Source organism: Belnapia mucosa (genome assembly GCF_016775475.1).
Taxonomy (GTDB): domain Bacteria; phylum Pseudomonadota; class Alphaproteobacteria; order Acetobacterales; family Acetobacteraceae; genus Belnapia; species Belnapia mucosa.
On the sequence record NZ_JAEUXJ010000006.1, the window covers coordinates 65,447 to 87,649 of the forward strand.

20 protein-coding genes are annotated in these 22,203 nt (G+C 69.6%); 11 read left to right on the forward strand and 9 right to left on the reverse strand.

Features of this window, described 5'->3' with window-relative positions; all coding sequences use genetic code 11:
- The first annotated feature begins 32 nt into the window (after positions 1 to 32).
- Positions 33 to 1,007, forward strand: a complete 975-nt coding sequence (locus tag JMJ55_RS15660) for a tripartite tricarboxylate transporter substrate binding protein BugD (protein ID WP_328702664.1) — start codon at positions 33 to 35, stop codon at positions 1,005 to 1,007.
- Here JMJ55_RS15660 and JMJ55_RS15665 read toward each other — a convergent pair.
- A complete protein-coding gene (locus JMJ55_RS15665; protein ID WP_202826516.1) occupies positions 1,004 to 1,906 on the reverse strand; it encodes a LysR family transcriptional regulator in 903 nt (300 codons plus the stop codon). The two genes, JMJ55_RS15660 and JMJ55_RS15665, sit on opposite strands and share 4 nt — an antisense overlap.
- 138 nt (positions 1,907 to 2,044) lie before the next feature.
- On the opposite strand from JMJ55_RS15665, the gene JMJ55_RS15670 reads away from it, so the two are divergent.
- Positions 2,045 to 3,250, forward strand: a complete 1,206-nt coding sequence (locus tag JMJ55_RS15670; RefSeq protein ID WP_202826517.1) for an MFS transporter — start codon at positions 2,045 to 2,047, stop codon at positions 3,248 to 3,250.
- Here JMJ55_RS15670 and JMJ55_RS15675 read toward each other — a convergent pair.
- Together JMJ55_RS15675 and JMJ55_RS15680 are read right to left on the reverse strand one after the other, a co-directional pair.
- Positions 3,247 to 4,116, reverse strand: a complete 870-nt coding sequence (locus JMJ55_RS15675; protein ID WP_202826518.1) for an HpcH/HpaI aldolase/citrate lyase family protein — start codon at positions 4,114 to 4,116, stop codon at positions 3,247 to 3,249. The genes JMJ55_RS15670 and JMJ55_RS15675 overlap by 4 nt on opposite strands.
- Positions 4,117 to 4,398: 282 nt before the next feature.
- Complete coding sequence (locus tag JMJ55_RS15680; RefSeq protein WP_202826519.1) at positions 4,399 to 5,508, reverse strand: hypothetical protein; 1,110 nt, start codon at positions 5,506 to 5,508, stop codon at positions 4,399 to 4,401.
- 689 nt (positions 5,509 to 6,197) lie between these two features.
- On the opposite strand from JMJ55_RS15680, the gene JMJ55_RS15685 reads away from it, so the two are divergent.
- Entirely contained in the window at positions 6,198 to 6,842 is a 645-nt protein-coding gene (locus JMJ55_RS15685; RefSeq protein ID WP_202826520.1) for a GntR family transcriptional regulator, read from the forward strand.
- Here the strand turns inward: JMJ55_RS15685 and JMJ55_RS15690 are convergent.
- Positions 6,839 to 7,567 carry a transporter substrate-binding domain-containing protein gene (locus JMJ55_RS15690; RefSeq protein ID WP_202826521.1) on the reverse strand — a complete coding sequence of 243 codons (729 nt, stop codon included), beginning with the start codon at positions 7,565 to 7,567 and terminating at the stop codon, positions 6,839 to 6,841. The genes JMJ55_RS15685 and JMJ55_RS15690 overlap by 4 nt on opposite strands.
- A gap of 94 nt (positions 7,568 to 7,661) precedes the next feature.
- Between JMJ55_RS15690 and tcuA the strand changes: the two genes are divergently transcribed.
- On the forward strand, positions 7,662 to 9,179 hold the full coding sequence (tcuA, locus tag JMJ55_RS15695) for an FAD-dependent tricarballylate dehydrogenase TcuA (RefSeq protein WP_202826522.1): 1,518 nt from the start codon (positions 7,662 to 7,664) through the stop codon (positions 9,177 to 9,179).
- Here tcuA and JMJ55_RS15700 read toward each other — a convergent pair.
- Positions 9,166 to 10,140, reverse strand: coding sequence for a Bug family tripartite tricarboxylate transporter substrate binding protein (locus JMJ55_RS15700; protein ID WP_202826523.1), 975 nt, complete (start codon positions 10,138 to 10,140; stop codon positions 9,166 to 9,168). The two genes, tcuA and JMJ55_RS15700, sit on opposite strands and share 14 nt — an antisense overlap.
- Before the next feature lie 137 nt (positions 10,141 to 10,277).
- On the opposite strand from JMJ55_RS15700, the gene JMJ55_RS15705 reads away from it, so the two are divergent.
- Positions 10,278 to 11,003, forward strand: a complete 726-nt coding sequence (locus JMJ55_RS15705) for a hypothetical protein (protein ID WP_202826524.1) — start codon at positions 10,278 to 10,280, stop codon at positions 11,001 to 11,003.
- Positions 11,004 to 11,009: 6 nt separating this feature from the next.
- Here JMJ55_RS15705 and JMJ55_RS15710 read toward each other — a convergent pair whose 3' ends face one another.
- Complete coding sequence (locus JMJ55_RS15710) at positions 11,010 to 11,846, reverse strand: flagellin (RefSeq protein WP_202826525.1); 837 nt, start codon at positions 11,844 to 11,846, stop codon at positions 11,010 to 11,012.
- Between the two features lie 176 nt (positions 11,847 to 12,022).
- Here JMJ55_RS15710 and rfbC point away from each other — a divergent pair, with 176 nt between their 5' ends.
- The 4 genes from rfbC (at position 12,023) to JMJ55_RS15730 (ending at position 15,276) form a co-directional block, all read left to right on the forward strand.
- Positions 12,023 to 12,613, forward strand: a complete 591-nt coding sequence (gene rfbC, locus JMJ55_RS15715; protein ID WP_202826526.1) for a dTDP-4-dehydrorhamnose 3,5-epimerase — start codon at positions 12,023 to 12,025, stop codon at positions 12,611 to 12,613.
- 85 nt (positions 12,614 to 12,698) lie between these two features.
- Entirely contained in the window at positions 12,699 to 13,541 is an 843-nt protein-coding gene (gene kdsA / locus JMJ55_RS15720) for a 3-deoxy-8-phosphooctulonate synthase (RefSeq protein ID WP_202826527.1), read from the forward strand.
- Positions 13,538 to 14,284: a 3-deoxy-manno-octulosonate cytidylyltransferase gene (locus tag JMJ55_RS15725; protein ID WP_202826528.1), complete on the forward strand. Its 747-nt coding sequence runs from the start codon at positions 13,538 to 13,540 to the stop codon at positions 14,282 to 14,284. Before kdsA ends, JMJ55_RS15725 begins: the two co-directional genes overlap by 4 nt.
- Entirely contained in the window at positions 14,281 to 15,276 is a 996-nt protein-coding gene (locus tag JMJ55_RS15730) for a KpsF/GutQ family sugar-phosphate isomerase (protein ID WP_202826529.1), read from the forward strand. The genes JMJ55_RS15725 and JMJ55_RS15730 overlap by 4 nt, the downstream gene beginning before the upstream one ends.
- Here the strand turns inward: JMJ55_RS15730 and JMJ55_RS15735 are convergent.
- Both JMJ55_RS15735 and JMJ55_RS15740 read right to left on the reverse strand, forming a co-directional pair.
- The gene (locus JMJ55_RS15735) at positions 15,194 to 16,465 is read right to left on the reverse strand and encodes an O-antigen ligase family protein (RefSeq protein ID WP_202826530.1); all 1,272 of its coding nucleotides are present in this window, start codon (positions 16,463 to 16,465) and stop codon (positions 15,194 to 15,196) included. The two genes, JMJ55_RS15730 and JMJ55_RS15735, sit on opposite strands and share 83 nt — an antisense overlap.
- On the reverse strand, positions 16,462 to 17,856 hold the full coding sequence (locus JMJ55_RS15740; RefSeq protein ID WP_202826531.1) for an aspartate aminotransferase family protein: 1,395 nt from the start codon (positions 17,854 to 17,856) through the stop codon (positions 16,462 to 16,464). Before JMJ55_RS15740 ends, JMJ55_RS15735 begins: the two co-directional genes overlap by 4 nt.
- A 102-nt stretch (positions 17,857 to 17,958) precedes the next feature.
- On the opposite strand from JMJ55_RS15740, the gene JMJ55_RS15745 reads away from it, so the two are divergent.
- Positions 17,959 to 20,268 carry a molybdopterin-dependent oxidoreductase gene (locus tag JMJ55_RS15745; RefSeq protein WP_202826532.1) on the forward strand — a complete coding sequence of 770 codons (2,310 nt, stop codon included), beginning with the start codon at positions 17,959 to 17,961 and terminating at the stop codon, positions 20,266 to 20,268.
- Positions 20,265 to 21,797: a PhoX family protein gene (locus JMJ55_RS15750; protein ID WP_202826533.1), complete on the forward strand. Its 1,533-nt coding sequence runs from the start codon at positions 20,265 to 20,267 to the stop codon at positions 21,795 to 21,797. Before JMJ55_RS15745 ends, JMJ55_RS15750 begins: the two co-directional genes overlap by 4 nt.
- On the opposite strand, the gene JMJ55_RS15755 is transcribed toward JMJ55_RS15750, so the two are convergent.
- Positions 21,794 to 22,120, reverse strand: a complete 327-nt coding sequence (locus JMJ55_RS15755) for a hypothetical protein (protein ID WP_202826534.1) — start codon at positions 22,118 to 22,120, stop codon at positions 21,794 to 21,796. The two genes, JMJ55_RS15750 and JMJ55_RS15755, sit on opposite strands and share 4 nt — an antisense overlap.
- Between the last annotated feature and the right edge of the window lie 83 nt (positions 22,121 to 22,203).

Here is a 22,203-nt window from a genome sequence, read left to right on the forward strand (position 1 = left end):
TTGGAACGTCGCCGCACCGGGAGGATCCCGCCTTGAACCATATTGCCCGCCGCGCCCTGATGGCGCTGTCGCTGCTTGCCGCCGGCCCGGCCGCGGCGCAGCAATTCCCCAGCCGCACCATCACCGTCATCGTCCCCTTCGCCGCCGGTGGGCCGACCGACACCGTCGCCCGGCTGGTGGCCGAGAGCATGGGCCGCGACCTCGGCCAGACCGTGGTGGTGGAGAATGCCGGCGGGGCCGGGGGCACGATCGGGTCCCAGCGCGTTGCCCAGGCGCGGCCGGATGGCCACACGCTGCTGCTGCATCATATCGGCATGGCGACGGCGCCGACGCTCTATCGCCGCCTCGCCTATGACCCGGTGGGCGGGTTCGAGCCGATCGGCCTCATCACCGAAGTGCCGATGACGCTGGTGGCGAAGAAGGATTTCCCGGCGAACAACCTCGCCGAGGCCATCGCCGTGATCCGGCGGGAGCGCGAGGGGCTGAACTACGCCAATGCCGGCATCGGCGCCGCCAGCCATCTCTGTGGCCTGCTGCTGATGAAGGCGGTGGATGCGCCGATGACGACGGTGCCCTTCCGCGGCACCGGCCCGGCGATGCAGGAAATCCTCTCCGGCCGCATCGACCTGATGTGCGACCAGACCACCAACACCACCGAGCAGATCAATTCCGGTGCGCTGAAGGTCTTCTCCGTCACCACCGAGAGCCGCATCCCGGCCCTGCCGAATGTGCCGACCTCGGCCGAGGCGGGGCTGCCGGAATTCCAGGTGAGCGTCTGGCACGGCCTCTATGCGCCGAAGGGCACGCCAGCGGCGGTGGTGCAGCGGCTGTCCCAGTCGCTGCAGGTGGCGCTCCGCGATGAACGGGTGGTGGCGCGCTTTGCCGAGCTCGGCACCACGCCGGTGGCGCAGGACCGGGCGACGCCGGAAGCGCACCGGACCTTCTGGCAGGCCGATATCGCCAAGTGGCGGCCGATCATCCAGGCGGCGGGGCAGTACGCGGACTAATCCTCGCCCCGGAGATAGGCCTGCATCCGGGGCAGCATGAAGTCGAGGAAGACGCGGACCCGCTGCGGCAGCAGCGGGCCGCCGAGGTGGAGGGCGTGGATCTCCTCCTCATCGCCAGTATCGGGGAAAAGCTCCACCAGCCGGCCGGCGGCGATGTCGTCACGGACATGAAAATCGGCGAGGCGAGCGAGGCCGACACCCGCGACCGCCAGGCGGCGGACCGTCTCGCCATTATTGGCGAGCAGCGTGCCGGTCACCAGCCGGCCGAGGATGCGGCCGCCCTCGCGGCTCGGCCAGACCGGGGCGCTGCGGCGGAAATTGAAGGCGAGGCAGTTATGCGCGCCGAGATCGGCGAGGTTCTCCGGCCTGCCGTGGCGCGCCAGATAGGCAGGTGAGGCGACGATCTTCCGCCGCGCCACCCCGATCCGCCGTGCGACGAGGCTGGAATCGGGCAGGGGGCCGATGCGGATGGCGACATCGGTGCGGTCCAGATAGAGGTCGACGATCTCGTCCGAGAGCGAGAGGTCGACGACGATCCGTGGATAGGCCTCCCAGAATGCCGGTAGCAGCGGCTCCAGCGCGAGGGTGCCGAAGGTGACGGAAGCGTTCACCCGGATCGTGCCGCCGGGATGGCCGGCGCCCTGCGCCAGCTCTCGCTCGAAGGCCTCGAGATCGGCCAGCAGCCCGCCGCCCCGTTCGTAGAGGAGCCGCCCTTCCTCCGTGAGCAGGAGGTGGCGCGTCGAGCGCTCGATCAGCTTCACGCCGAGCCGGGCCTCCATGCGGGCGATCAGCTTGCTGATTGTGGAAGGCGTCATCAGCAGCTGGCGGGCGGCCTCGGAGAAGCTGCCGGCTTCCACCACGCGCAGGAAGACCTGCAGCTCCCCGATCCGGTTGTCCATGCGCCGCTGTCCCTGCCGACCGGGGCGGAGCATGCGGCATCTGTGAAATGCATTCACGGCTGATGTGGCGGCGGGGCGGGTTATCCCGGGTGCTGCGCTGCACCATCCTCTGGGCAACGCTCACAGGAGACTTCCCTCATGTCCGTAACCGAAGCCGGCGCCGCGCCGCCGGACAGGAATTGGCGCGCCTCGACCTGGCCCCTGCTCGCGCTTGCCGTCGGTGCCTTCGGCATCGGCACCACCGAATTCGCCCCGATGGGGCTGCTGCCGGTCATCGCCACCGGGGTTGGCGTCTCCATCCCGACCGCCGGGCTGCTGGTCAGCGCCTATGCGGTCGGCGTCATGCTCGGCGCGCCGGTGATGACGCTGGCGCTCGGCCGGCTGCGCCGGCGCAATGCGCTGATCCTGCTGATGGGCATCTTCACCATCGGCAACCTGCTCTCGGCCATCGCGCCGGACTACTGGACGCTGCTGGCCGCGCGGATCGTCACCAGCATGAACCACGGCGCCTTCTTCGGCCTCGGCGCCACGGTGGCAGCGAGCGTGGTGCCGAAGGACCGGCAGGCGAGCGCGGTGGCGACGATGTTCATGGGCCTGACCATCGCCAATATCGGCGGCGTGCCGGCCGCGACCTGGCTCGGCCAGCACCTCGGCTGGCGCCTGTCCTTCGCCGGCACGGCGGGTTTGGGCATCCTCGCCATGGGCGCGCTCTTCCTCGCGCTGCCGCGGGGGGAGGTGGGACGGATGCCCGATATCCGGCGCGAACTCGGGGTGCTCCTCCGCCCCGCTGTGCTGCTGGCCATGGCGACGACGGTGATGGGCTCGGCGGCGATGTTCGCCCTCTATACCTATGTGGCGCCGGCGCTCGAGACCTTGGCCGGGGCCTCACCCGCTTTCGTCACCCTGGCGCTGGTGCTGATCGGCATCGGCTTCAGCATCGGCAACTGGCTCGGCGGGCGGCTGGCGGACTGGTCGCTGGATGGGGCGACCATGATCTTCCTCGGCGCCCTGGCCGCGATCATGGCGGTGCTGCCGCTGCTGCTGACGAGCCATCTGGGCGCGGCGATCGGCCTGCTAGCCTGGGGCACCGCGACCTTCGCCATCGTGCCGCCGGTGCAGATGCGGGTGATGCAGGCGGCGGCCGAGGCGCCGGGCCTGGCTTCCTCGGTCAATATCGGGGCCTTCAACCTCGGCAATGCGCTGGGGGCCGCGGTCGGCGGCGGGGTGATCTCGCTCGGCCTCGGCTATGGGGCGGTGGCCATGGCCGGCGCGGCGCTGGCCCTGGCCGGGCTGCTGCTGGTCCTCGCGGCCTCCGGCCGGCGCAAGGCGGCGGCGGTGGCCTAGGCGGAGCGGGCGCGGGCCAGCAGGCGCCGCGCCCGCTCCACCACCGGCTCGTCGATCATCTCGCCCTCGAAGGCGACGGCGCCGAGGCCCTCGGCCACCGCCGTCTCGAAGGCGGAAACCATGCGGTTGGCGCGGGCGATGGCCTCCAGGCTGTCGCCATATTCCTCATTGATGACCGGCACCTGGGAGGGGTGGACGCAACTCGCGCAGGCGAAGCCGAGCTTACGGGAGCGGCGGAGCATGGCGCGGTAGCCCTCCGGGTCGGACAGCCCGGCCACCGTGCCGATGAAGCCGAGCGGCAGGATGCCCGCCGCCCGGGCCGCCAGGACCGCCATCATCTTCGGCACATAGAGCGCATCGGGGGAGGGTTCGGCGCCGAGATCGGTCGCCAGATCCTCGCCCCCGGCGCCGAGCGCGACCAGGCGCGGATCGGCCTTGGCGATCGCCTCCATCGCGGACAGGGCCTCGGCGGTCTCGACCAGGCCGATGCAGCGGGTCCAGCCGAGCGGCACGCCATGCGCCGCCTCGCTTTCGGCGATCAGCTCGCTCAGCAGGCGGACATGCTCCGGCCCCATCAGCTTGGTCAGCACCAGCGCATCGGCGCCGGCGGCGATGGCGGCATCGATATCCTGCACCGCCATCCGCAGCGGGCGGTTGATGCGGACGCAGGCCTCGGACCCGCCCTGCTTCACCCGGGGGATGGCGCCGGCCAGCGCGGCGCGGGCAGCGGGCTTCTCGGCCGGCGCCACCGCATCCTCGAGGTCGAGGATGATCGCGTCCGCGCCGCGGGTATGGGCCTTGGCGATGAAGCTCTCCCGCGTCGCCGGGACATAGAGCAGGGACCGCCAGGTAGGGAGGGTGCGCATGCGCCGATGCTCCGCCGCTAGGGCCCGTTAGACAAGGCCGGAGGTTGAGGGCTGGCGAGGGATTTTTTGGCTCCTGGCAGATAGGTGGCGCAGCCGATGCTGATTGCATCGGCAAGCCGCCTGACGCAGCAGGGGGGAAAAGACCCGACGGGACCGACCCGACCGGCTTTGTCTGGCGCGTCGCCCCTCGCCACGACCAGACCACCGAAAGCTACTTTAGCTTTGCCACTCGATCCTCAATTCTTCTCTGGGTCAGGCTATCCGCGCGGCTTAGATCGGGACTTACTCGTCTTGGAAGCGAACTTCGAACTTCGGCGCAAGGACCCGAATAGTCCCAAATTCCAGACGGCCCTCCCGGCCTAATTGAATACGAATAAATCTTGTCGGATTTTCCAAATTTTCGTTAGATGCAGGCAGGAAACTGATCTTATCCAATGATTGTTCGATAATAATGTCTGTGTCGTGAATTTCTTTACCTTGACTATCAAGGAGTTCGATTTTTTTGACAAAATAGCCGGCCGCCAAATCTAACAAAACCCAAGGTTTATTTTCAGAACTGGTGCGAATGACAGGTTTGCCAACAACAGAGTCTGGGAGCTCGGCCCGACGCTGGTCAGTGGATGGGATTGCCCAACTGCTAACTTTAGGCACGAGGCTCGCCGCCACATTTCGCACGCGAGCCGTCTCTAACACGGGCCAATGCCGCGCGAAATTCCCACTCATACAACCTAGACCGAGACGTTCTATAGCGTCCAGCAACGCTGGAATCGCATGCCGCATCATGCGAACATCGAGATGACAACCATCACACAACGCGGATTCAACAGTTGCTCCCGATGAATCGACACATTCCTCGAAAATAGATGCAACTTCGACGCTTAGCCGTTTTGCAGCTTCGCGCTTAAGAGCCTCAGTGAAGCAGAAGGCTGCGTAGTTTCGCTCATACATACTCCCGATGGCTGGAAGGCGAGGATTAAAGCTAATCTTCCCGGTTTCTGGCGTCGAGGGCGGAGGCCCCCAGAGAACGATCGGTATCTCCCAATTGCTTTTTATCCAGTCGATGAATTCCATGTATCGAGCAATGGTCAAATCAACAGCTTGATCGATTGAAATTTTGTTGCTTAGCGCGCTTTTTACTACATGCACGCGGCAGTCGATTTCACCGAAACACAACACCAGGGCGGCATACTTACCCACATCCGCTTTCAATTTCGTTGTCAACGGCACGGCGTTTCGGCGATGCGGCTCGCCGTTTACAAAAAGCATGTGGGCAGTCGCTGGGCCGATATGCAAGACATCAACACCGACAAAAGCTGTGCCTTTGTTAGCTACGCCATTCCGGCCGCGCCAGAATGCAGAATGGCTGTCGCCAGCCACCAAAATACGCTTCATCTTAACCTCCATAACGCTGTAGTGTATGTTGCTAACTGGTAGAGGTCCCACTTTACCAATAAAACCTCCGCTTGAGAAGATTTGACTCAATGGCAATGTTCGAGATTTCGGATAGGTACCGCATTGATAACACTTGCTGCCGGGAGTGACGTTTGATTCGCGGTTCCTAATTGCGAGGATCCTGAAGGTGGCTCAGTTCTACCGCACGGACAGGGTGCCTGCGATCGTCTCGCCCTTGTTATTGAACAAGCTGCGCGGGACGGCCTGAACGAACGATCAGCCGGTGCTGGATGTGATGGTCTATGTGCTCGGTAGTAGCGGCAAGACTGACCTGTAGGCTGCAGATGAGCGACAACACGAGCATCTAGGCGCACCGCTGTGACCTCAAGAAAGCGCGGACTCGTTGAGAGACCCTCGGGTTCTCCCGGTGTGGCCTTACCAGTAAACTCCACCTCTGCCATAACCGCGCGGCCTGCCCATTTCGCTCTACGTGCCGGCCGAGCAGGAGGCCCACTGCTCGAACTGCGGGGCACCTAAGGAGATGCGCAACAGCAACCCGATCCGGCAGGACGCTCACGGCTGCAACGTTGTGTCCGAAGTCTGGCTTAGACCAGATGTCCGTCTGAGCGGGCCTTAGGCCCTGCCGGTCAATGCTTGCGGCACCGCTGCATGCGCGTGTATGCAGACGCATGCCCCGCCCTGCCGGAAGCCTCGCCGACCAGGCCTATGAGCGGTTCCGCGAGGGGCTGCGGAGCGGCGCCCTCCAGCCCGGCCAGCGGGTGCTGGAGGTGGAGCTGGCCGAGAGCCTCGGCATGAGCCGCACCCCGGTGCGGGAGGCGATCCGCCGCCTGCAATCCGATGGCCTGATCGCCCATCTGCCCGGCCGCGGCCTCTGCGTCGCGCATTATGACCATGCCGAGGTAGACGAGCTCTATGGCATGCGGGAGGCGCTCGAAGGCACCGCGGCGCGGCTGGCGGCGCAGCATGCCGGGCGGCCCGACATCATGCTGCTGCAGCGGCTGATGGAGGAGGAGGCGCGCATCCCGCTCGAGGCGGTGGCGGAGCACAACCGCCGCTTCCACCGCGCGCTGCACCAGGCGGCGCATAACCGCTACCTGCTGCGGGCGCTCTCCTCGATCAACGACGCGCTGCTTCTGCTGGGGCCGACGACGCTGGCACAGCCCGGCCGCGTCGCGGCGGCGCGGGAGGAGCATGGGCGGATCGTCGCCGCCATCGCAGCGCGGGATGCCGCCTCGGCCGAGGCGGCGGCGCGGTCCCACATCGCCGCCGCGCATGCCGCGCGGCTGGCGATGGCGGCGGCGGAGCCGGTCTAGGCCGCGGCCGGCGCGACAGAGAGGCCGCGGACCTTGTGCTGCTCGATCAATCGCGCGACCAGGCCGCTCGCCTTCGCCTCCTCGACGAAGTCGCGCAGGAAGGCCGCGCCGGCCGTCTTGGCGCGGGCGGTGCCGATCGCCTGCTGCACGGCGGTGAACTGGCCATCCAGGATGCGCGCGCCGGGCAGGGCTTCGACATCCGTCAGCAGGCGCGGGCGGAGGCCGGCCAGCACCTCCAGCCCCTCCGCCTTGAAGAGGTCGAGCGCCCCGTCCAGGCTCTCGGCCCGGATCAGCGTTGCCTGGTGGATGTTCCGCTCCAGCCAGAGGTCATAGGCGGCGCGGGCGGTGACCGCGATGCGGATGCCCGGCCGGTCGACTTCCGCGATGCTCCGGATCGGGGAGCCGGCGGGGACGAGGTAGGTCGCCTCGATCTCGGCATAGGCGGCGGTGAAGGCGATCTTCTCGGCCCGCTGCGGCTCGGCGCCGATCAGGCCGATATCCCAGGCATCCTGGTCCACCGCATCGGCCAGCAGGCCAGGCTTCGGGAAGGGCACGTAGCGCACCGGCACGCCGAGCCGGTCGGCGATGGCGCGGGCCATGCCAGGGGAGACGCCCTCCGGCTCGCCCGCCGCGGTGCGTCCGGTGACCAGCAGGAAATTGCTGAGATTGATGCCGGCGCGCAACACGCCGGTCGGCGCCAGCTCGGCGATGACCTCGGGCGACATGGTCGATTCCTCCTCTCGGTTCGGCCGTAGCCTGGGCTGGACTGGCAGCGCCGTCCATGTATACATCCGTGCACATACGCGAGGGGACCCCGTCATGTCCGAAGAATTCGACGTCATCGTGGTCGGCGGCGGCAATGCCGCCTTCTGCGCCGCGCTCTCCGCCCAGGAACAGGGCGCGCGCGTGGTGGTGCTGGAGCGGGCGCCGGAGGATGAGGCGGGCGGCAATACCCGCTTCACCGCGGGCAACATTCGCTTCGCCTATCGCGGGGTCGAGGATCTGAAGGCGATCATGCCGGACCTCACCGAGGCCGAGATCGCCATCACCGATTTCGGCACCTATACCGAGGACCAGTTCTTCGACGACATGTTCCGCGTCACCCGGAACCGCACCGACCCGGACCTCTGCGAGATCCTGGTCCGCCGCAGCTTCGAGACGATGAAGTGGATGCATGGCAAGGGCGTGAAATTCGCCCCGATCTGGGGCCAGCAGGCCTTCAAGATCGACGGCAAGTTCAAGTTCTGGGGCGGGCTGACCGTCTGCGCCTGGGGCGGCGGCCCTGGCCTGGTGCAGGCGGAGACGGAAGCCGCGAAGAAGCGCGGCATCGAGATCCGCTACGCCACGCGGGCGCAGAAGATCCTCTATGACGGCTTCAAGGTGGAAGGCGTGCAGGTGAAGTCACCCGGCCGCATCTACGACATCAAGGCGCCGAGCGTGATCCTGGCCGCGGGCGGCTTCCAGGGCGATGCCGAGATGCGAACCCGCTATCTCGGCGCCGGCTGGGAACTGGCCAAGGTGCGCGGCACCCGCTTCAACACCGGCGACGGCATCAAGATGGCGCTGGAGATCGGCGCCTCGCCCTTCGGCAACTACTCCGGCTGCCATGCGGTGCAGTGGGATTTCAACGCGCCGGAATATGGCGACCTCGCGGTCGGCGACGCCTTCCAGAAGCACAGCTACCCGTGGAGCGTGCTGATCAACGCGAACGGCAAGCGCTTCCTCGATGAGGGCGCCGATTTCCGCAACTACACCTATGCCAAATATGGCCGCGTGGTGCTGGAGCAGCCGGGCAATTTCGCCTGGCAGGTCTTCGACCGGAAGGTGGAGAAGCAGCTGCGCGACGAATACCGGATCAAGCAGGTCACCAAGGTGAAGGCGGACACGCTGGAGGAGCTGGCGGCGAAGTTGGAAGGCGTGGACGCCAAGGGCTTCCTCGAGGAGATCCGCGCCTACAATGCCGCGGTGCGGCAGGACATCCCCTTCAACCCGAACATCAAGGACGGGCGCTGCACCGAGGGGCTGGCGGTGAACAAGTCCAACTGGGCGAACACCATCGATGAGGGGCCCTTCGAGGCCTATCAGGTCGGCTGCGGCATTACTTTCACCTTCGGCGGCCTCCGCATCGATACCGAGGCGCGGGTGCTGGATGCCGACCAGCAGCCGATCACCGGCCTCTATGCGGCCGGGGAACTGGTGGGCGGGATCTTCTACTTCAACTATCCGGGCGGCTCGGGCCTCATCAACGGCTCGGTCTTCGGCAAGCTGGCGGGGGTCACCGCCGTCGCCGACCAGAAGACCAATGCCGGCGGATTGGGGGCGCCTATTCCGGCTTGACGCCGGCCGCCTGCACCACTGGCGCCCAGCGGTCATATTCCTGGGCGACGAAGCGGTCGGTTTCGGCCGGGTCCATCCAGATCGGCTCGCTGGCCATCTCGGTCAGGCGGGCGCGGATGGCGGGTAGGCCGAGGATCTCGCGCAGCGCCCCGGCCAGCCGGTCCATGGCCGGCCGGGGCGTGCCGCGCGGGGCGAAGAGGCCGGTCCAGGACCGGACGGAGTAGTCCGGCACGCCGCCCTCCTGGATGGTCGGGATATCCGGCCGGCTGGCGATGCGACGATCGGTCCCGACCGCCAGCATCACCGCCTGCCCGGCATCGGCCGGGCCCACCACCGTCGGCAGGTTCAGGAAGACGATCGGCACCGTGCCGGCGACGAGGTCGGTGATGGCCTGGCCGCCGCCGCGATAGGGCACATGGGTCAGGTCGAGTCCCGTGCGCAGCCGGAACAGCTCCCCCGCCAGATGGTTGGAGGAGCCGACGCCGGAGGAGCCGAAGCTCATCCCGCCCGGTGTCGCCTTTGCCTTGGCAATCAGCTCCGGGACGGTGCGCACGCCGAGGCCCTTCGTCGCCGCCAGGACATTCGGCACATCGACCAGCATGGCGACGGCCTGCAACGCCTCGCGCGGGTCATAGGCCAGGTCGCGGGCGATCAGCGGGTGGAAGACATGGTTGGAGGCGGAGGAGACCAGCAGGGTCTGCCCATCCGGCCGGGCGCGGGCAACCGCGGACATGCCGACGCTGCCGCCGCCGCCGGGTCGATTCTCGACGATGAAGGGCTGACCGAAGCGTGCCTCGAGCTGCGGCGCGAGAAGCCGGGCGGCGACATCGTTCGATCCGCCCGGTGCCCATGGGACGATCAGCGTGACCGGACGGCTGGGCCAGGCATCCTGCGCCGCGGCGTCGGCAGCCAGCAGCAGGGCAGGGGCCGCGAGCAGGCTGCGGCGGCGGGGGTGCAGCATGGAGTTTCCTTCCCGACAGGTCTTGCTGCCCTTCTAGATCGGTCCGCCCCTGGGCGGGAGGGACCCGCAGGGCGTGAATTCCGCTGCGTGAAGGTCCTACCTCCGGTAAAGGAAAGGTGAGGTCGGAGCGGGGTGGGATGCGAGTGCGGGCAGGCGGCTGGGTGGCGACGGTTCTGGTGCTGGCGGGCTGCGGCTCGGTGCAGTCCTCGGGGATTCTCGCCATGGGCGACGGCACGCACCGCATCACGGTGACGGGGCGCGACCTGGGCGAGGCGACCCGGAAGGCGCTGGCCGACGCGTCCGGCTTCTGCACGGCCCAGGGGGCGGAGGCGCAGCTGGTCCAGCGGCAGATCGACCGCGCCGCCTATGACCTGATGTTCCGCTGCGTGCCCGGCGGGGCCGGCCGCTTCGCCAGTGGGGCGCGCGGCAGCGGGCCGATCATCAGCAGCCAGGCCTTCAAGCCGGGCGGACGGCCGATGGTCCCGACCGCCGAGGCACCCCCGGCCCGGATCGGTGGGCTCCCGGCGCAGCCGCCGACGCTGGCGGCGCTTGCTGCCCTGCCTGGACCTTCCCCGATGGAGACACCGCGCAGCCCGGTTCTGCCTCCGGCCGCGACCCTGCCGCCCATGGCGCCGGTGCGGGCGCCCGAGACCGGGCCGGTCTTCGCGCCGCTGTCCCAGGCGGCGCTGGCCCCGGTGCCGGAGCCGCTGCGCGGGCCGGTACCGCGATCCTATGAAAGCCTGCCGCCGGTCACGGGCCAGCCGGGCGGGCCGCCGCAGCGGCCGCTGATACCCCTGGCGCCGGTGGCCGATTCGGCCAGTTCCGTGCCGCCTGCCGGCTTCTGGCAGGTGCGGCGCAATTAGATCAGGTCAGCCGCGGAACAGGCTGACGAGCGACTGCGGCGCCTGGTTGGCGATGCCGAGTGCCTGGGTGCCGAGCTGCTGGCGGATCTGCAGGGCCTGGAGGCGCGCGCTTTCCTTCGCCATATCAGTATCGATCAGCGCCCCGAGGCCGCTCTGCTGCGCGTCGAGGATCGACTTGTTGTAGTTGATCTGGCTGTCGATGTAGTTCGAGTAGCTGCCGAAATTATTGAGCTCGGTCAGGGTGTTGGTGATGGCCTTGCCGACCGCCCCGGTCTTGGTCAGCGCCGAGGAGGCATCGCCCCGGGTCCAGGTGCTGGCGCCGGAGACGCTGTTGAAGATGTTGGTCAGCGCCTTGTAGCCGCTGAAGGTGTAGTAGGTGCCGGTGCCGTTGGTGACGACCTGAACCGCGAGGGTGCTGGGGTCGTCGAGGACGTTCAGCCCGTTATAGCTGGCGTCCTTGATGAAGCTCTTGATGTTGTTGGTCAGTTCGCCGGCCTGGGACTGGTACTGGCTGCGCTGCTCGGCGGTGATCGTGCCATCGGCCAGCTTCACGGTGACGGCCTGGAGCTTGGTGAGGGCGGAGGAGACATTCTCCAGCGCCGCATTCGAGACATCGAGCAGGCCTTTGACGCCGCCGAGCTGCTCATTGGCCGAGGTGGTGGCGGCGACGGCGCCGCGGATGCGCTCGGCGACCGCGTAGGCCGCGCCATCATCCTTCGCATCGGCGACGCGATAGCCGGTCGAGATGCGCTTCTGGGTTGCTGCCAGCTCATCGCCGGTGCGGTTCAGCGATTGCAGCGCCACCATGGCGCCGACATTGGTGTTCACGGAATTCAGCGGCATCGGGCTTTTCCCTTGGCTGGCGACCGCGATTCTCGGGCCGGTTGGCGGCATGATTCCAGGCCCGGGTAAAGAAGCGGTGAAATCCAGGACGCCACCGCGATCTTTCCGGTGAATCCTTGACGCGCCCTCGCCGCGGCGGCAGTGCTGCGGCCGCCGCCGCGCCAGAGCTCAGGACGATGCCGATTCACGATCAAAGCCGCGTTGCGGGCAATTTCACGCTTCGGACTTTCGGCCTTCCCGGCCCGGTGCTGGTCGGCTTTCGCCGCTTCGGCGACCATCGCGGCTTCTTCCAGGAGACCTACAGCGCGCGCGACTTCGCCGCGCTCGGCATTACGGATGTCTTCGTGCAGGACAACCACTCGCTCTCGGCCCAGGTCGGGACGGTGCGGGGGATGCATTTCCAGCTGCCGCCGCATCCGCAGGCGAAGCTGGTGCGGGTGCTGCGCGGCGCCGTGCTCGATGTCGTGGTCGACCTGCGCCGCTCCTCGCCGAGCTTCGGCCAGCATGTCGCGGTGGAGCTCTCGGCCGCGAATGGCCAGCAGCTCTATGTCCCGGTCGGCTTCGCGCATGGCTTCTGCACGCTCGAGCCGGATACTGAGGTGGCCTACAAGGTCACCGACTATTACGCCCCGGATTGCGATCGTGGCATCGCCTGGGACGATCCCGACCTCGCCCTGCCCTGGCCCTTCGAGCCGGGCGCGGTGCATCTCTCCGACAAGGACCGGCGCGCGCCGCGGCTGCGCGACCTCCCCGCCCTGTTCGACTAGAAGTGCCTGATAGGCCGGGCGGCTTGATCCCGGGAGGCGGAATGCGGGATACCGGCCCCGTACTGCCAGCAGGGAACCGCGCCGCATGTCCGCCCCCGATCCGGTCGTCTCGATCGGCCAGGTCCGTTTCGGCAACCACCTGCCGCTCGCCGTCATCGCCGGGCCCTGCCAGCTCGAAAGCCGGGCGCATGGGCTGGAGATGGCGGCGGCGCTGCGCGAGATCGCGGCCGGGCTCGGCTTCGGCCTGGTCTTCAAGGCGAGCTTCGACAAGGCCAACCGCACCAGCGCCAGCGGCGCGCGCGGGATGGGCATGGCCCAGTCGCTGCCGGTCTTCGCCGAGATCCGCGAGAGCCTGCGCCTGCCGGTGCTGACCGATGTGCATGAGCCGGATCAATGCGCGCCCGTCGCCGAGGCGGTGGATGTATTGCAGATCCCGGCCTTCCTCTGCCGCCAGACCGACCTGCTGCTGGCCGCCGCCGCCACCGGCCGGGTGGTCAACGTCAAGAAGGGCCAATTCCTGGCGCCCTGGGACATGAAGAACGTCATCGCCAAGGTGACCGGCGCCGGCAATCCGCGGGTGCTGGCGACCGAGCGCGGCGCTTCCTTCGGCTACAACACCTTGGTCTCCGACATGCGGGCGCTGCCGATCATGGCGGCGATGGGCGCGCCGGTGATCTTCGACGCTACCCATTCGGTGCAGCAGCCGGGCGGGCAGGGGACCTCCTCGGGCGGGCAGCGGGAATTCGTCCCCGTCCTGGCCCGCGCAGCGGTCGCGGTCGGCGTCGCCGGGGTCTTCATCGAGACGCATCCCGATCCCGACCATGCGCCCTCCGACGGGCCGAACATGGTGCCGCTGCGGGATTTCCCCCGCCTGATCGAGACGTTGATGGCCTTCGACCACCTCGCCAAGCAGCACCTCCCGGCATGAACCCCATCGTCCTGATTCCCGCCCGGCTCGCCGCGACGCGGCTGCCGGACAAGCCGCTCGCGGATATCCATGGTGTGCCGATGATTGCCCATGTCCTGCGCCGGGCGCAGGAGGCGGATATCGGCCCGGTCGCGGTGGCGACCGATACACCCGCCATTGCCGAGGCGGTGGAGGCGGCCGGCGGCCGCGCGGTGATGACGCGGGCTGACCACCCCTCCGGCTCCGACCGGATCCATGAGGCGCTGGGCCTGCTCGACCCGGAGGGGCGGCATGACCTCATCCTCAATGTCCAGGGCGACCTGCCGACCCTCGACCCGGCGGCGATCCGCGCCGCGGCGGCGCTGATGGCGGCGGAGGAAGTGGCCCTCGGCACGCTGGTCGCCGAGATCGTGCGGGAGGAGGAGCGGACGGCCTCCCAGGTGGTGAAGATGGTGGGCTCGCCGCTCGGCGGCGGGCGGCACCGGGCGCTCTATTTCACCCGGGCGACGGCGCCCTGGGGGGAGGGGCCGCTCTACCACCATATCGGCCTCTATGCCTGGCGGCGCGCGGCGCTGGCCGCCTTCGTCGCCCTGCCGCCCTCGCCGTTGGAACGGCGGGAGAAGCTGGAGCAGCTCCGCGCGTTGGAGGCGGGGATGCGGGTCGATGCGCAGGAGGTGGCGGTGGTGCCCCTCGGCGTCGATACGCCAGAGGATCTGGAGCGTGCCCGCGCCATGCTGGCGCCCCCCAGGCGGGCTTTTCCATGAGCGCGGCAGTGCGGCACGCCCCCGACCCGGCGCTGATCCGCGCCACCATCGCCCGCACCGTGGCGGTGGAGCGCGAGGGCATGGCGGCATTGGCCGCGGCGCTGGACGGGCCGCTCGGCGCGGCAGTGGCCCAGGCGGTGGAGACCATCCATGCCGCCCGCGGCCGCGTCGTCGTCAGCGGCATGGGCAAGAGCGGCCATGTCGGGCGGAAGATCGCGGCGACCCTGGCCTCGACCGGCACGCCCGCGCTCTTCCTCCACCCCGCCGAGGCCAGCCATGGCGATCTCGGCATGCTGACGGCCGAGGATGTGGTCCTCGCGCTTTCCTGGTCGGGCGACACGGCGGAGCTGCGCGACATCATCCATTACTGCCGCCGCTTCGGGGTGACCCTGATCGGCCTGACCGGCCGGGCCGAGAGCGCCCTCGGCCGCGCCGCCGACATTCCGCTGGTCCTGCCGCCGGTGACCGAGGCCTGCCCGCATGGCCTCGCGCCCACCAGCTCGACCCTGGTGCAGATGGCGCTCGGCGATGCGCTGGCCATGGCGCTGCTGGAGCGGCGGGGCTTCACCCCGGCCGAATTCCATCGCTTCCATCCGGGTGGCAAGCTCGGTGCCCAGCTGCTCACGGTGGGGGAGGTGATGGCGAAGGCCCCCGGCCTGCCGCTGGTGCGCGAGGATGCGACCATGGGCGAGGCCATCATCGCCATGACCGGCCATAGCCTCGGCTGCGTCATCGCGGTGGATGCGGCCGGCGAGGTGGCCGGGATCGTCACCGATGGCGACCTGCGGCGGCATATGCATCCCGGCGTCCTGACGGATCCGGTGCGCGCGGTGATGACCCGCAGCCCGCGTCACACCGTGCCGGAGGAGATCGCCAGCGCCGCGCTGGCCGAGATGAATGCGCGGCGGATCAATGTCCTGGTGGTGCAGGAGGGGCGGCGGCCGGTGGGGCTGCTGCATGTGCAGCAGCTGCTCTCGGCCGGGGTGGTCTGACCGGCAGGGCGGCGGCCGCGGCCACTGCCAGCAGCTCCGCCCCCACCCACCATTCCTGCCAGGCGCCGAAGCTCAGCATCGCCGTCACTGCGCCTGCCGCCAGCATGGCCAGCGCGACGGCATGGCGGCAGGCCAGCGCCAGCAGCGCCGCCAGCACCGCCGCGATGGCGACGCCAGGCCAGCCGAGCTCCAGCCGCAATTGCAGCGCGCCGTTATGCGGATGCAGCGGCAGCAGCTCGGCCGTCGCCAGCCAGGGGGCGCTGGCGGGACCGGTGAGGCCGAAGCGGGCCAGCGCCTCCGGGCTCGGATGGTCGCGATGGCCGGGGATGCTCCGGCTCGCCTCCATCCCCCAGCCGAGGATCGGGCGTTCGGCGATGCGGTGGATGACAAAATCCCAGATCAGCAGCCGATGCGCTGCCGAGGGCGGGATGCCGGCCGCCGGGACGCCGCGCGCCAGCAGCGGGCCGAGGACGGCCGGCATGACCACGATCGCCACCGCCAGGACGGCACCGAGCAGGCTGGCGGTGCGCCGCTGCATCAGCGCGCCGCCCAGGCCCGCCAACACCCCGGCGCCGAGGGCGAGCTTGGCGGATTCCCCCGGCAGCAGCACCAGCACCACCGCGCCAAGCCCCAGCACCAGCGCGCGCAGCCACCAGGCGAGCGGCGCCGCGGCCACCAGCGGCAGCCAGAGCGCCATGGCGGAGGCAGCCGGCTTCAGCCCGAAGACGAGCTGGGGCGGAATCTCCCGCAGCCCGCGCACTGCGGCGCGGATCGCATTGCCGCTGGCGGCATCCAGCCCGGCCAGCGCGATGCCAGCCGCAAGCCCGCCGGTCGCCACAAGCAGCAGGCGCTGCCGCTCGGCCTCCTCCGCCTCGGCCACCGCACGGGCGGCGGCGGCACCGAGGGCGACGAAGCCGCCCAATTGCAGCGAGGTGCCGAGCGCCCGCCACGGCTCCGGCGCCCAGAGCGCCGTCACCGCGCCCCAGGCAAAGAGGCCGATTGCCAGCCAGGCCGGTATCCCGCGCGGCCAGGGCCAGGCGCCATGCCGCAGGCGATGCGCCAGAATGCAAAGCGCCAGCGCCACCACTGCGATGGGCGCCAGCGCCTTCGATTGCAGCACCCCCGCCGCCGGGCCGATCGCAAGGGCGACGGCGATCGGCAGCGAGGGCGACCAGTCCCGACGGATCAAACGGCGGCGATGCTCTCGCGCCGCACCTGCACCATGACCTCGTCGAGCGACTTGGCGACACGGTTCAGCATCTCGTCCACCTCCTCCTCGGTGATGATGAGAGGCGGGGAGAAGCCGATGCTGTCATTGGTCATGGCGCGCAGGATGACGCCGTTCTCCTCGCCGAGCTTGGTGAGGCGCCCGCCGACCTTCTGGCCCGGGTCGAAATTCGTCTTCGTCGCCTTGTCCGCCACCAGCTCGATCGCGCCGATCAGGCCGGTGCCGCGCACCTCGCCGACGAGCGGATGATCGGCGAAGCGGGCGCGGAGCTGCGCCTGCATATGCGCGCCCACCCGCTTCACATGGCCGCCGATGTCCATTTCGTCATAGATCTTCAGCGTCTCGATCGCGACGGCGGCCGGCACCGGATGGCCGGAATAGGTGAAGCCATGGCCCCAGGTGCCGACCGAGGAGGAGCCCTCGGCGATGCCCTGGAAGACCTGCTCGCTCACCATCACCGCCGAGATCGGCAGGTAGGAGGCGCTGAGCGCCTTGGCGCAGACCAGGATGTCCGGCTGGATGCCGAGGGTCTGGCTGCCCCAGTAGCTGCCGGTGCGCCAGAAGCCGCAGATCACCTCGTCGGCGACGAAGAGCACGTCGTATTTCTTCAGGACCGCCTGGATCTTCGGGAAGTAGCCGGCGGGCGGCAGGATGACGCCGCCGGCGCCCATGATCGGCTCGGCCCAGAAGGCGGCGACCGTCTCCGGCCCTTCGGCCAGGATCTTCTGCTCCAGCTCCTCGGCGAGGCGGGTGGCGAAATCCTCCTCCGACTCGCCGGGCTGGGCGTTGTGGTAGTGGTGCGGCGTCGAGATGTGGTGGAAGCCCGAGAGCGGCAGGTCGAACAGCTTGTGGTTGGCCGGCAGGCCCGTCAGCGAAGCGGCGGCGAGGGTGATGCCGTGATAGCCCTTCAGCCGGGCGATGATCTTCTTCTTCTCCGGCCGCCCGATGGCGTTGTTCATGTACCAGATCATCTTGATCGCGCTGTCATTCGCCTCCGACCCGGAATTGGCGAAGAACACCTTGCTCATCGGCGAAGGGGCGCGCTCGATCAGCATCTCGCTGAGGTCGATGAGCGGCTCATGCGATTTGGCGGTGAAGGCGTGGTAGAAGGGCAGCTTCCGCATCTGGTCGGCGGCGGCCTGCACCAGGCGCTCATTGTCGAAGCCGAGGCTCGCGCACCAGAGGCCGGCGACGCTCTCGATATATTCCTTCCCCTGTTCGTCGAAGACGCGGACGCCCTTGCCGCGGCTGATCACCAGCGGGCCGTTCTGCAGATGCGCCTTGTGGTCGGTATAGGGGTGCAGCGCATAGGCGATGTCGCGAGCGGCATTGGAATTGCGGGGCGGGGTCATGGCGGTGGCCTTCCTGACGGATGTGCGAGTGTAGCCAGGGTTTGACCGCCAACCCAAGAGCCCCCGGTGGACAGGCATCGCCCGGGGCGCGAAACAAGGGTCATGACCGAGATCAAGCCGCATGCCTCGCATTGGGGTTACTTCGATGCCGTGGTCGAGGGTGGCCGCGTCACCGGCGTGCGCCCCTTCGGCCCGGACCCTTTCCCCGGCAGCCTGATCGAGGCGGTGCCGGATGTCGTCCATGCCCCCTGTCGCATCGACCGGCCCTATATCCGGAAGGGCTGGCTGGAAGGCCGGCGGCGCGGCCACCTGCGCGGCGGCGACCCCTTCGTCCCGGTCTCCTGGGACGCGGTGACGCGCATCCTCGCCGAGGAGACGGCGCGGGTCCGGGCGGAGCATGGCGCGACCTCGATCTTCGGCGGCTCCTATGGCTGGTCCTCGGCGGGGCGCTACCACCATGCGAAGACGCAGCTGCAGCGTTTCCTCGGCCTCGGCGGCGGCTTCACCTCCTCGGTCCATGCCTATTCCTATGCCGCGGCCCAGGCGCTGCTGCCGCATATCCTTGGCACGAATGAGGTGCTGCTGGGCCGCACCACGGATTGGGCGGCGATCGCACGGCATGCGCGGCTGATGCTCTGCTTCGGGGGGCTGGCCGCGAAGAACGGCATGGTCGCCTCGGGCGGGCAGGGGCGGCATGAGTACATCCCGCTGATGCGGCAGGCCGCCGAGGCCGGGGTGCGCTTCGTCAATATCTCCCCCTTCCGCGGCGATACCGAAGCCGAATTGGCCGCCGAATGGATTCCGATCCGGCCGGGGACGGATACCGCGCTGCTGCTGGCGATGGCGCATGCGCTGGTCGAGGCGGGGCAGGAGGATCGCGGCTTCCTCGCTACCCATTGCACGGGTTGGGACAGGCTGCGGGCCACTATCCTCGGCGAGGCGGATGGTCAGGCGAAGACGCCCGATTGGGCCGCGCCCATCACCGGCATCCCGGCGGAGACGATCCGCCGGCTGGCGCGCGACTGTGCGGCGCAGCCCACCATGCTGACCGCCGCCTGGTCGCTGCAACGTGCCGATTACGGCGAGCAGCCCTATTGGATGCTGGTGGCGCTGGCCGCCATGCTGGGGGCCATCGGCAAGCCCGGCCAGGGCGTCGCCTTCGGCTATGGCAGCATCGGCGGCATGGGCGTGCCGCGGCGGGAGCTGCCGGCGGTCTCCTCGCCCGGCATCCGCAACCCGGCTGGCCTCGCCATCCCCGTGGCGCGGGTGACGGAGCTGCTGGAACGGCCCGGCGAGGTGCTCCAGTTCAACGGCCAGGACATCACCCTGCCCGACATCCGCATGATCTGGTGGGCCGGCGGCAATCCCTTCCATCACCACCAGGACCTGCCGCGGCTGCAGCGCGCCTGGGCGCGGGCCGAGACCATCGTGGTGCAGGAACCGTGGTGGACCGCGCTCGCCCGCCAGGCCGATATCGTCCTGCCCGCGACCACGACGCTGGAGCGGAACGACATCGCCAGCAGCAGCCGCGACCGCTTCGTCCGCGCCATGCACCAGGCGATCCCGCCCCAGGGCCAGGCGCGCAACGACGCCGACATGCTCGCCGATATCGCCGATGCCCTCGGCTACCGCGACCGCTTCACCGAACAGCGGGATGAGGGCGCCTGGCTGCGCCACCTCTACGGCCAGTGGCGGATCGCCTGCGGCCGGCTCGGCTTCGAGGCACCCGATTTCGACCGCTTCTGGGCCGAAGGCCATGTCGAGGCGCCGCCCATCGCGCCGGGCGAGGAATACACGCAATTCGCCGAATTCCGTGCCGATCCCGAGGGCGAGCCGCTGAACACGCCCTCCGGCAAGGTCGAGCTGTTCAGCAAGACCATCGCCAGCTTCGGCTATGACGATTGCCCCGGCCATCCCGTCTGGCGGGAGCCGCGGGAATGGCTCGGGGCGCCGGCCGCGGCGCGCTTCCCGCTGCACCTCCTCTCCTTCCAGCCGGCGACCCGGCTGCACGGCCAGCTCGATCCCGGCCGCGTCGCCGCGGCGGGCAAGATCCAGGGGCGGGAGCCGATCCATCTGAGCCCGGAAGATGCCGCCGCCCGCGGCTTGCGGGAGGGCGATATCGTCCGTGTCTTCAACGACCGCGGCGCCTGCCTCGGCGGCGTCCGGATCAAGGAGGGGATGCTGCCCGGTGTCGCCGCCATGGCGACCGGGGCCTGGTACGATCCGCTGGTGCCGGGCGACCCGGATGCACTCTGCGTCCATGGCAACCCGAATGTGCTGACGGCGGATATCGGCACCTCCCGGCTCGGCCAGGGCCCTTCGGCGCAATCCTGCCTGGTCCAGGTCGAGCGATGGGAAGGGAAGCTGCCGCCGGTGACCGTCCACCAGCCGCCGCCTGTGGTGCCGGCATGATCGGGCGCCGCAGCCTTCTCGCCGCCGGCGCCGCGGCCATGGCCGCGCCGGCCCTGGCCCAGCCGCGGCCAAACGAGCTCGCGCCGCTCGCCCTGCCGGTGAAGCAGGACGATACGGTGGCCCGTGGCTACCGTCGCGACGTGATGATGCGCTGGGGCGACCGCGTCACCTTCGATGCGCCGCGCTGGATGCCGCGCACGCCCGATCCGGATGCCGCCGGGGCGCAATTCGGCTGGGATGCGCGCGTCGTCGGGATCGCCGTGCCGCAGCAGCCGGCCGCCGATGGCATCGCCCGTGCGGTGCTGGCGGTGACGCATCCCACCGTTGATCCCGCCATGGCCTTCCCCGGCGGGCAGGACCTGCCGGCGGCGGCGGCGGCGATGCAGGGCGCCTCGCTGCTGAACCTGGAAAAGCAGGGCGGCCGCTGGGTGGTGGTGGATGGCGGCTATCAGAGCCGGCGGCTCGGCGGTTCCACCCTCTGCCGCCTCTCGGGCGGCGCCGGGGTGCGCGGGCTGCTCGGCCTTTCGGGCGGCTGCGTCACGCCCTGGGGCACGCTGCTGCTGGCCGAGGGCGATCCGGCTCCATGGCAGGCACGGCTGGGCGGGCTCGATCCGGCCTTTGCCGATGGGGGTGGCTTCGGCTTCGTCGCCGAGCTCAACCCCTTCGACCCGCAATCCGTCCCGGCGAAACGCCGCGCGCTCGGCCGCCTGGCCCATGGCGATGTGGCGGCGACGCTGAGCCGGGACGGGCGGGCCGTGGTCTATATGACCGACCGGCGGATCGGCGGCTTCGTCTTCCGCTTCGTCTCGGCCGGACCGGCCGCGGGCGAGGATGCGTTGGAGACGGGGCGGCTCTTCGTCGCCCGGTTGGAGGGCGACCGGCTCAGCTGGCTGCCGCTGCCGGAGGGGGCGCCGCCGCTCTCCGGCGCCCAGGCCGCGGGCGGCAGCCCCTTCGACACGCCCTCCGGCCTCGGGCTGGATCCGATGGGGCCGCGGCTGCTGCTGGCCTGCCATGGCAGCCCGGCACGGCCCTCGGGCCATGTCCTCGAATTCTCCGCCGATGGGGGCGATGACGGGGCCGAGGGCGCCTCGGCCCGGCTGCTCTTCGCCGCTGGCGACCCGCGCGGGCCGCAGGCGCGCTATGGTGGCCTCGGCCTGCCGCCGGGCAGTGCCTGGCCGGAGAATCCGCACACCGTCGCAGTGGATGCGCTAGGCCGGGCCTGGATCGGCACCGATCGGGGCGGGCGCATCGGGCCGCAGGCCGAGGGTCTCTATTGCTGCGACCTCGCCGGGCCGGCGCGTGGCGTGCCGGTGCCGATCTATGGCGCGCCGCGCGGGGCCTCGGTCGGTGGTGCGGCGCTGACGCCGGATGGGGAGACGCTCTTCACCGGCATCCGCCACCCCGGCGCCGAGCCGGGGGCGAGCTTCGAGCGGCCCGGCACGCGCTGGCCGGAATTCCAGCCCGGCGTGCCGCCGCGCAGCGTGCTGGCGGCGTTGGTGCGGGTCGGTGGCGGGCCCGTGGGCGGCTAAAGCCGGGAGAGGAGACCGATCGCGCGGTTGATGGCGGTGGTGGCCTCCGCCGTCTCGGCCCGCGCCATCTGCTCGCGCGCCGCCGTCACCGCTTCCAGCGCCCGGGCGAGCGTCGGATGCGGCCCGACGGCGATGCCGTCATGGCAGCGCAACTCCAGCTCGGCATTCTCGAGATCGACCCGGGCGGCCTCGAGGCTCTGCTGCTCCAGCGCCTCGCCCGCCGCGCGCAGCGCGTCGATCACCGGCGTCATCTCCAGCCCGGCGGCGGTCGGTTCGTCGAGCGACTGGGAGGTCAGGCGCTCGACGCGGATCACGGGGGACATATCGCCTGGAGGTCCTTCTGCGGGGGCCATCGTCCGACCCTCAGCGCAGAAGAATGCAACGGGACGCCTTGGCGTTGCGAGGC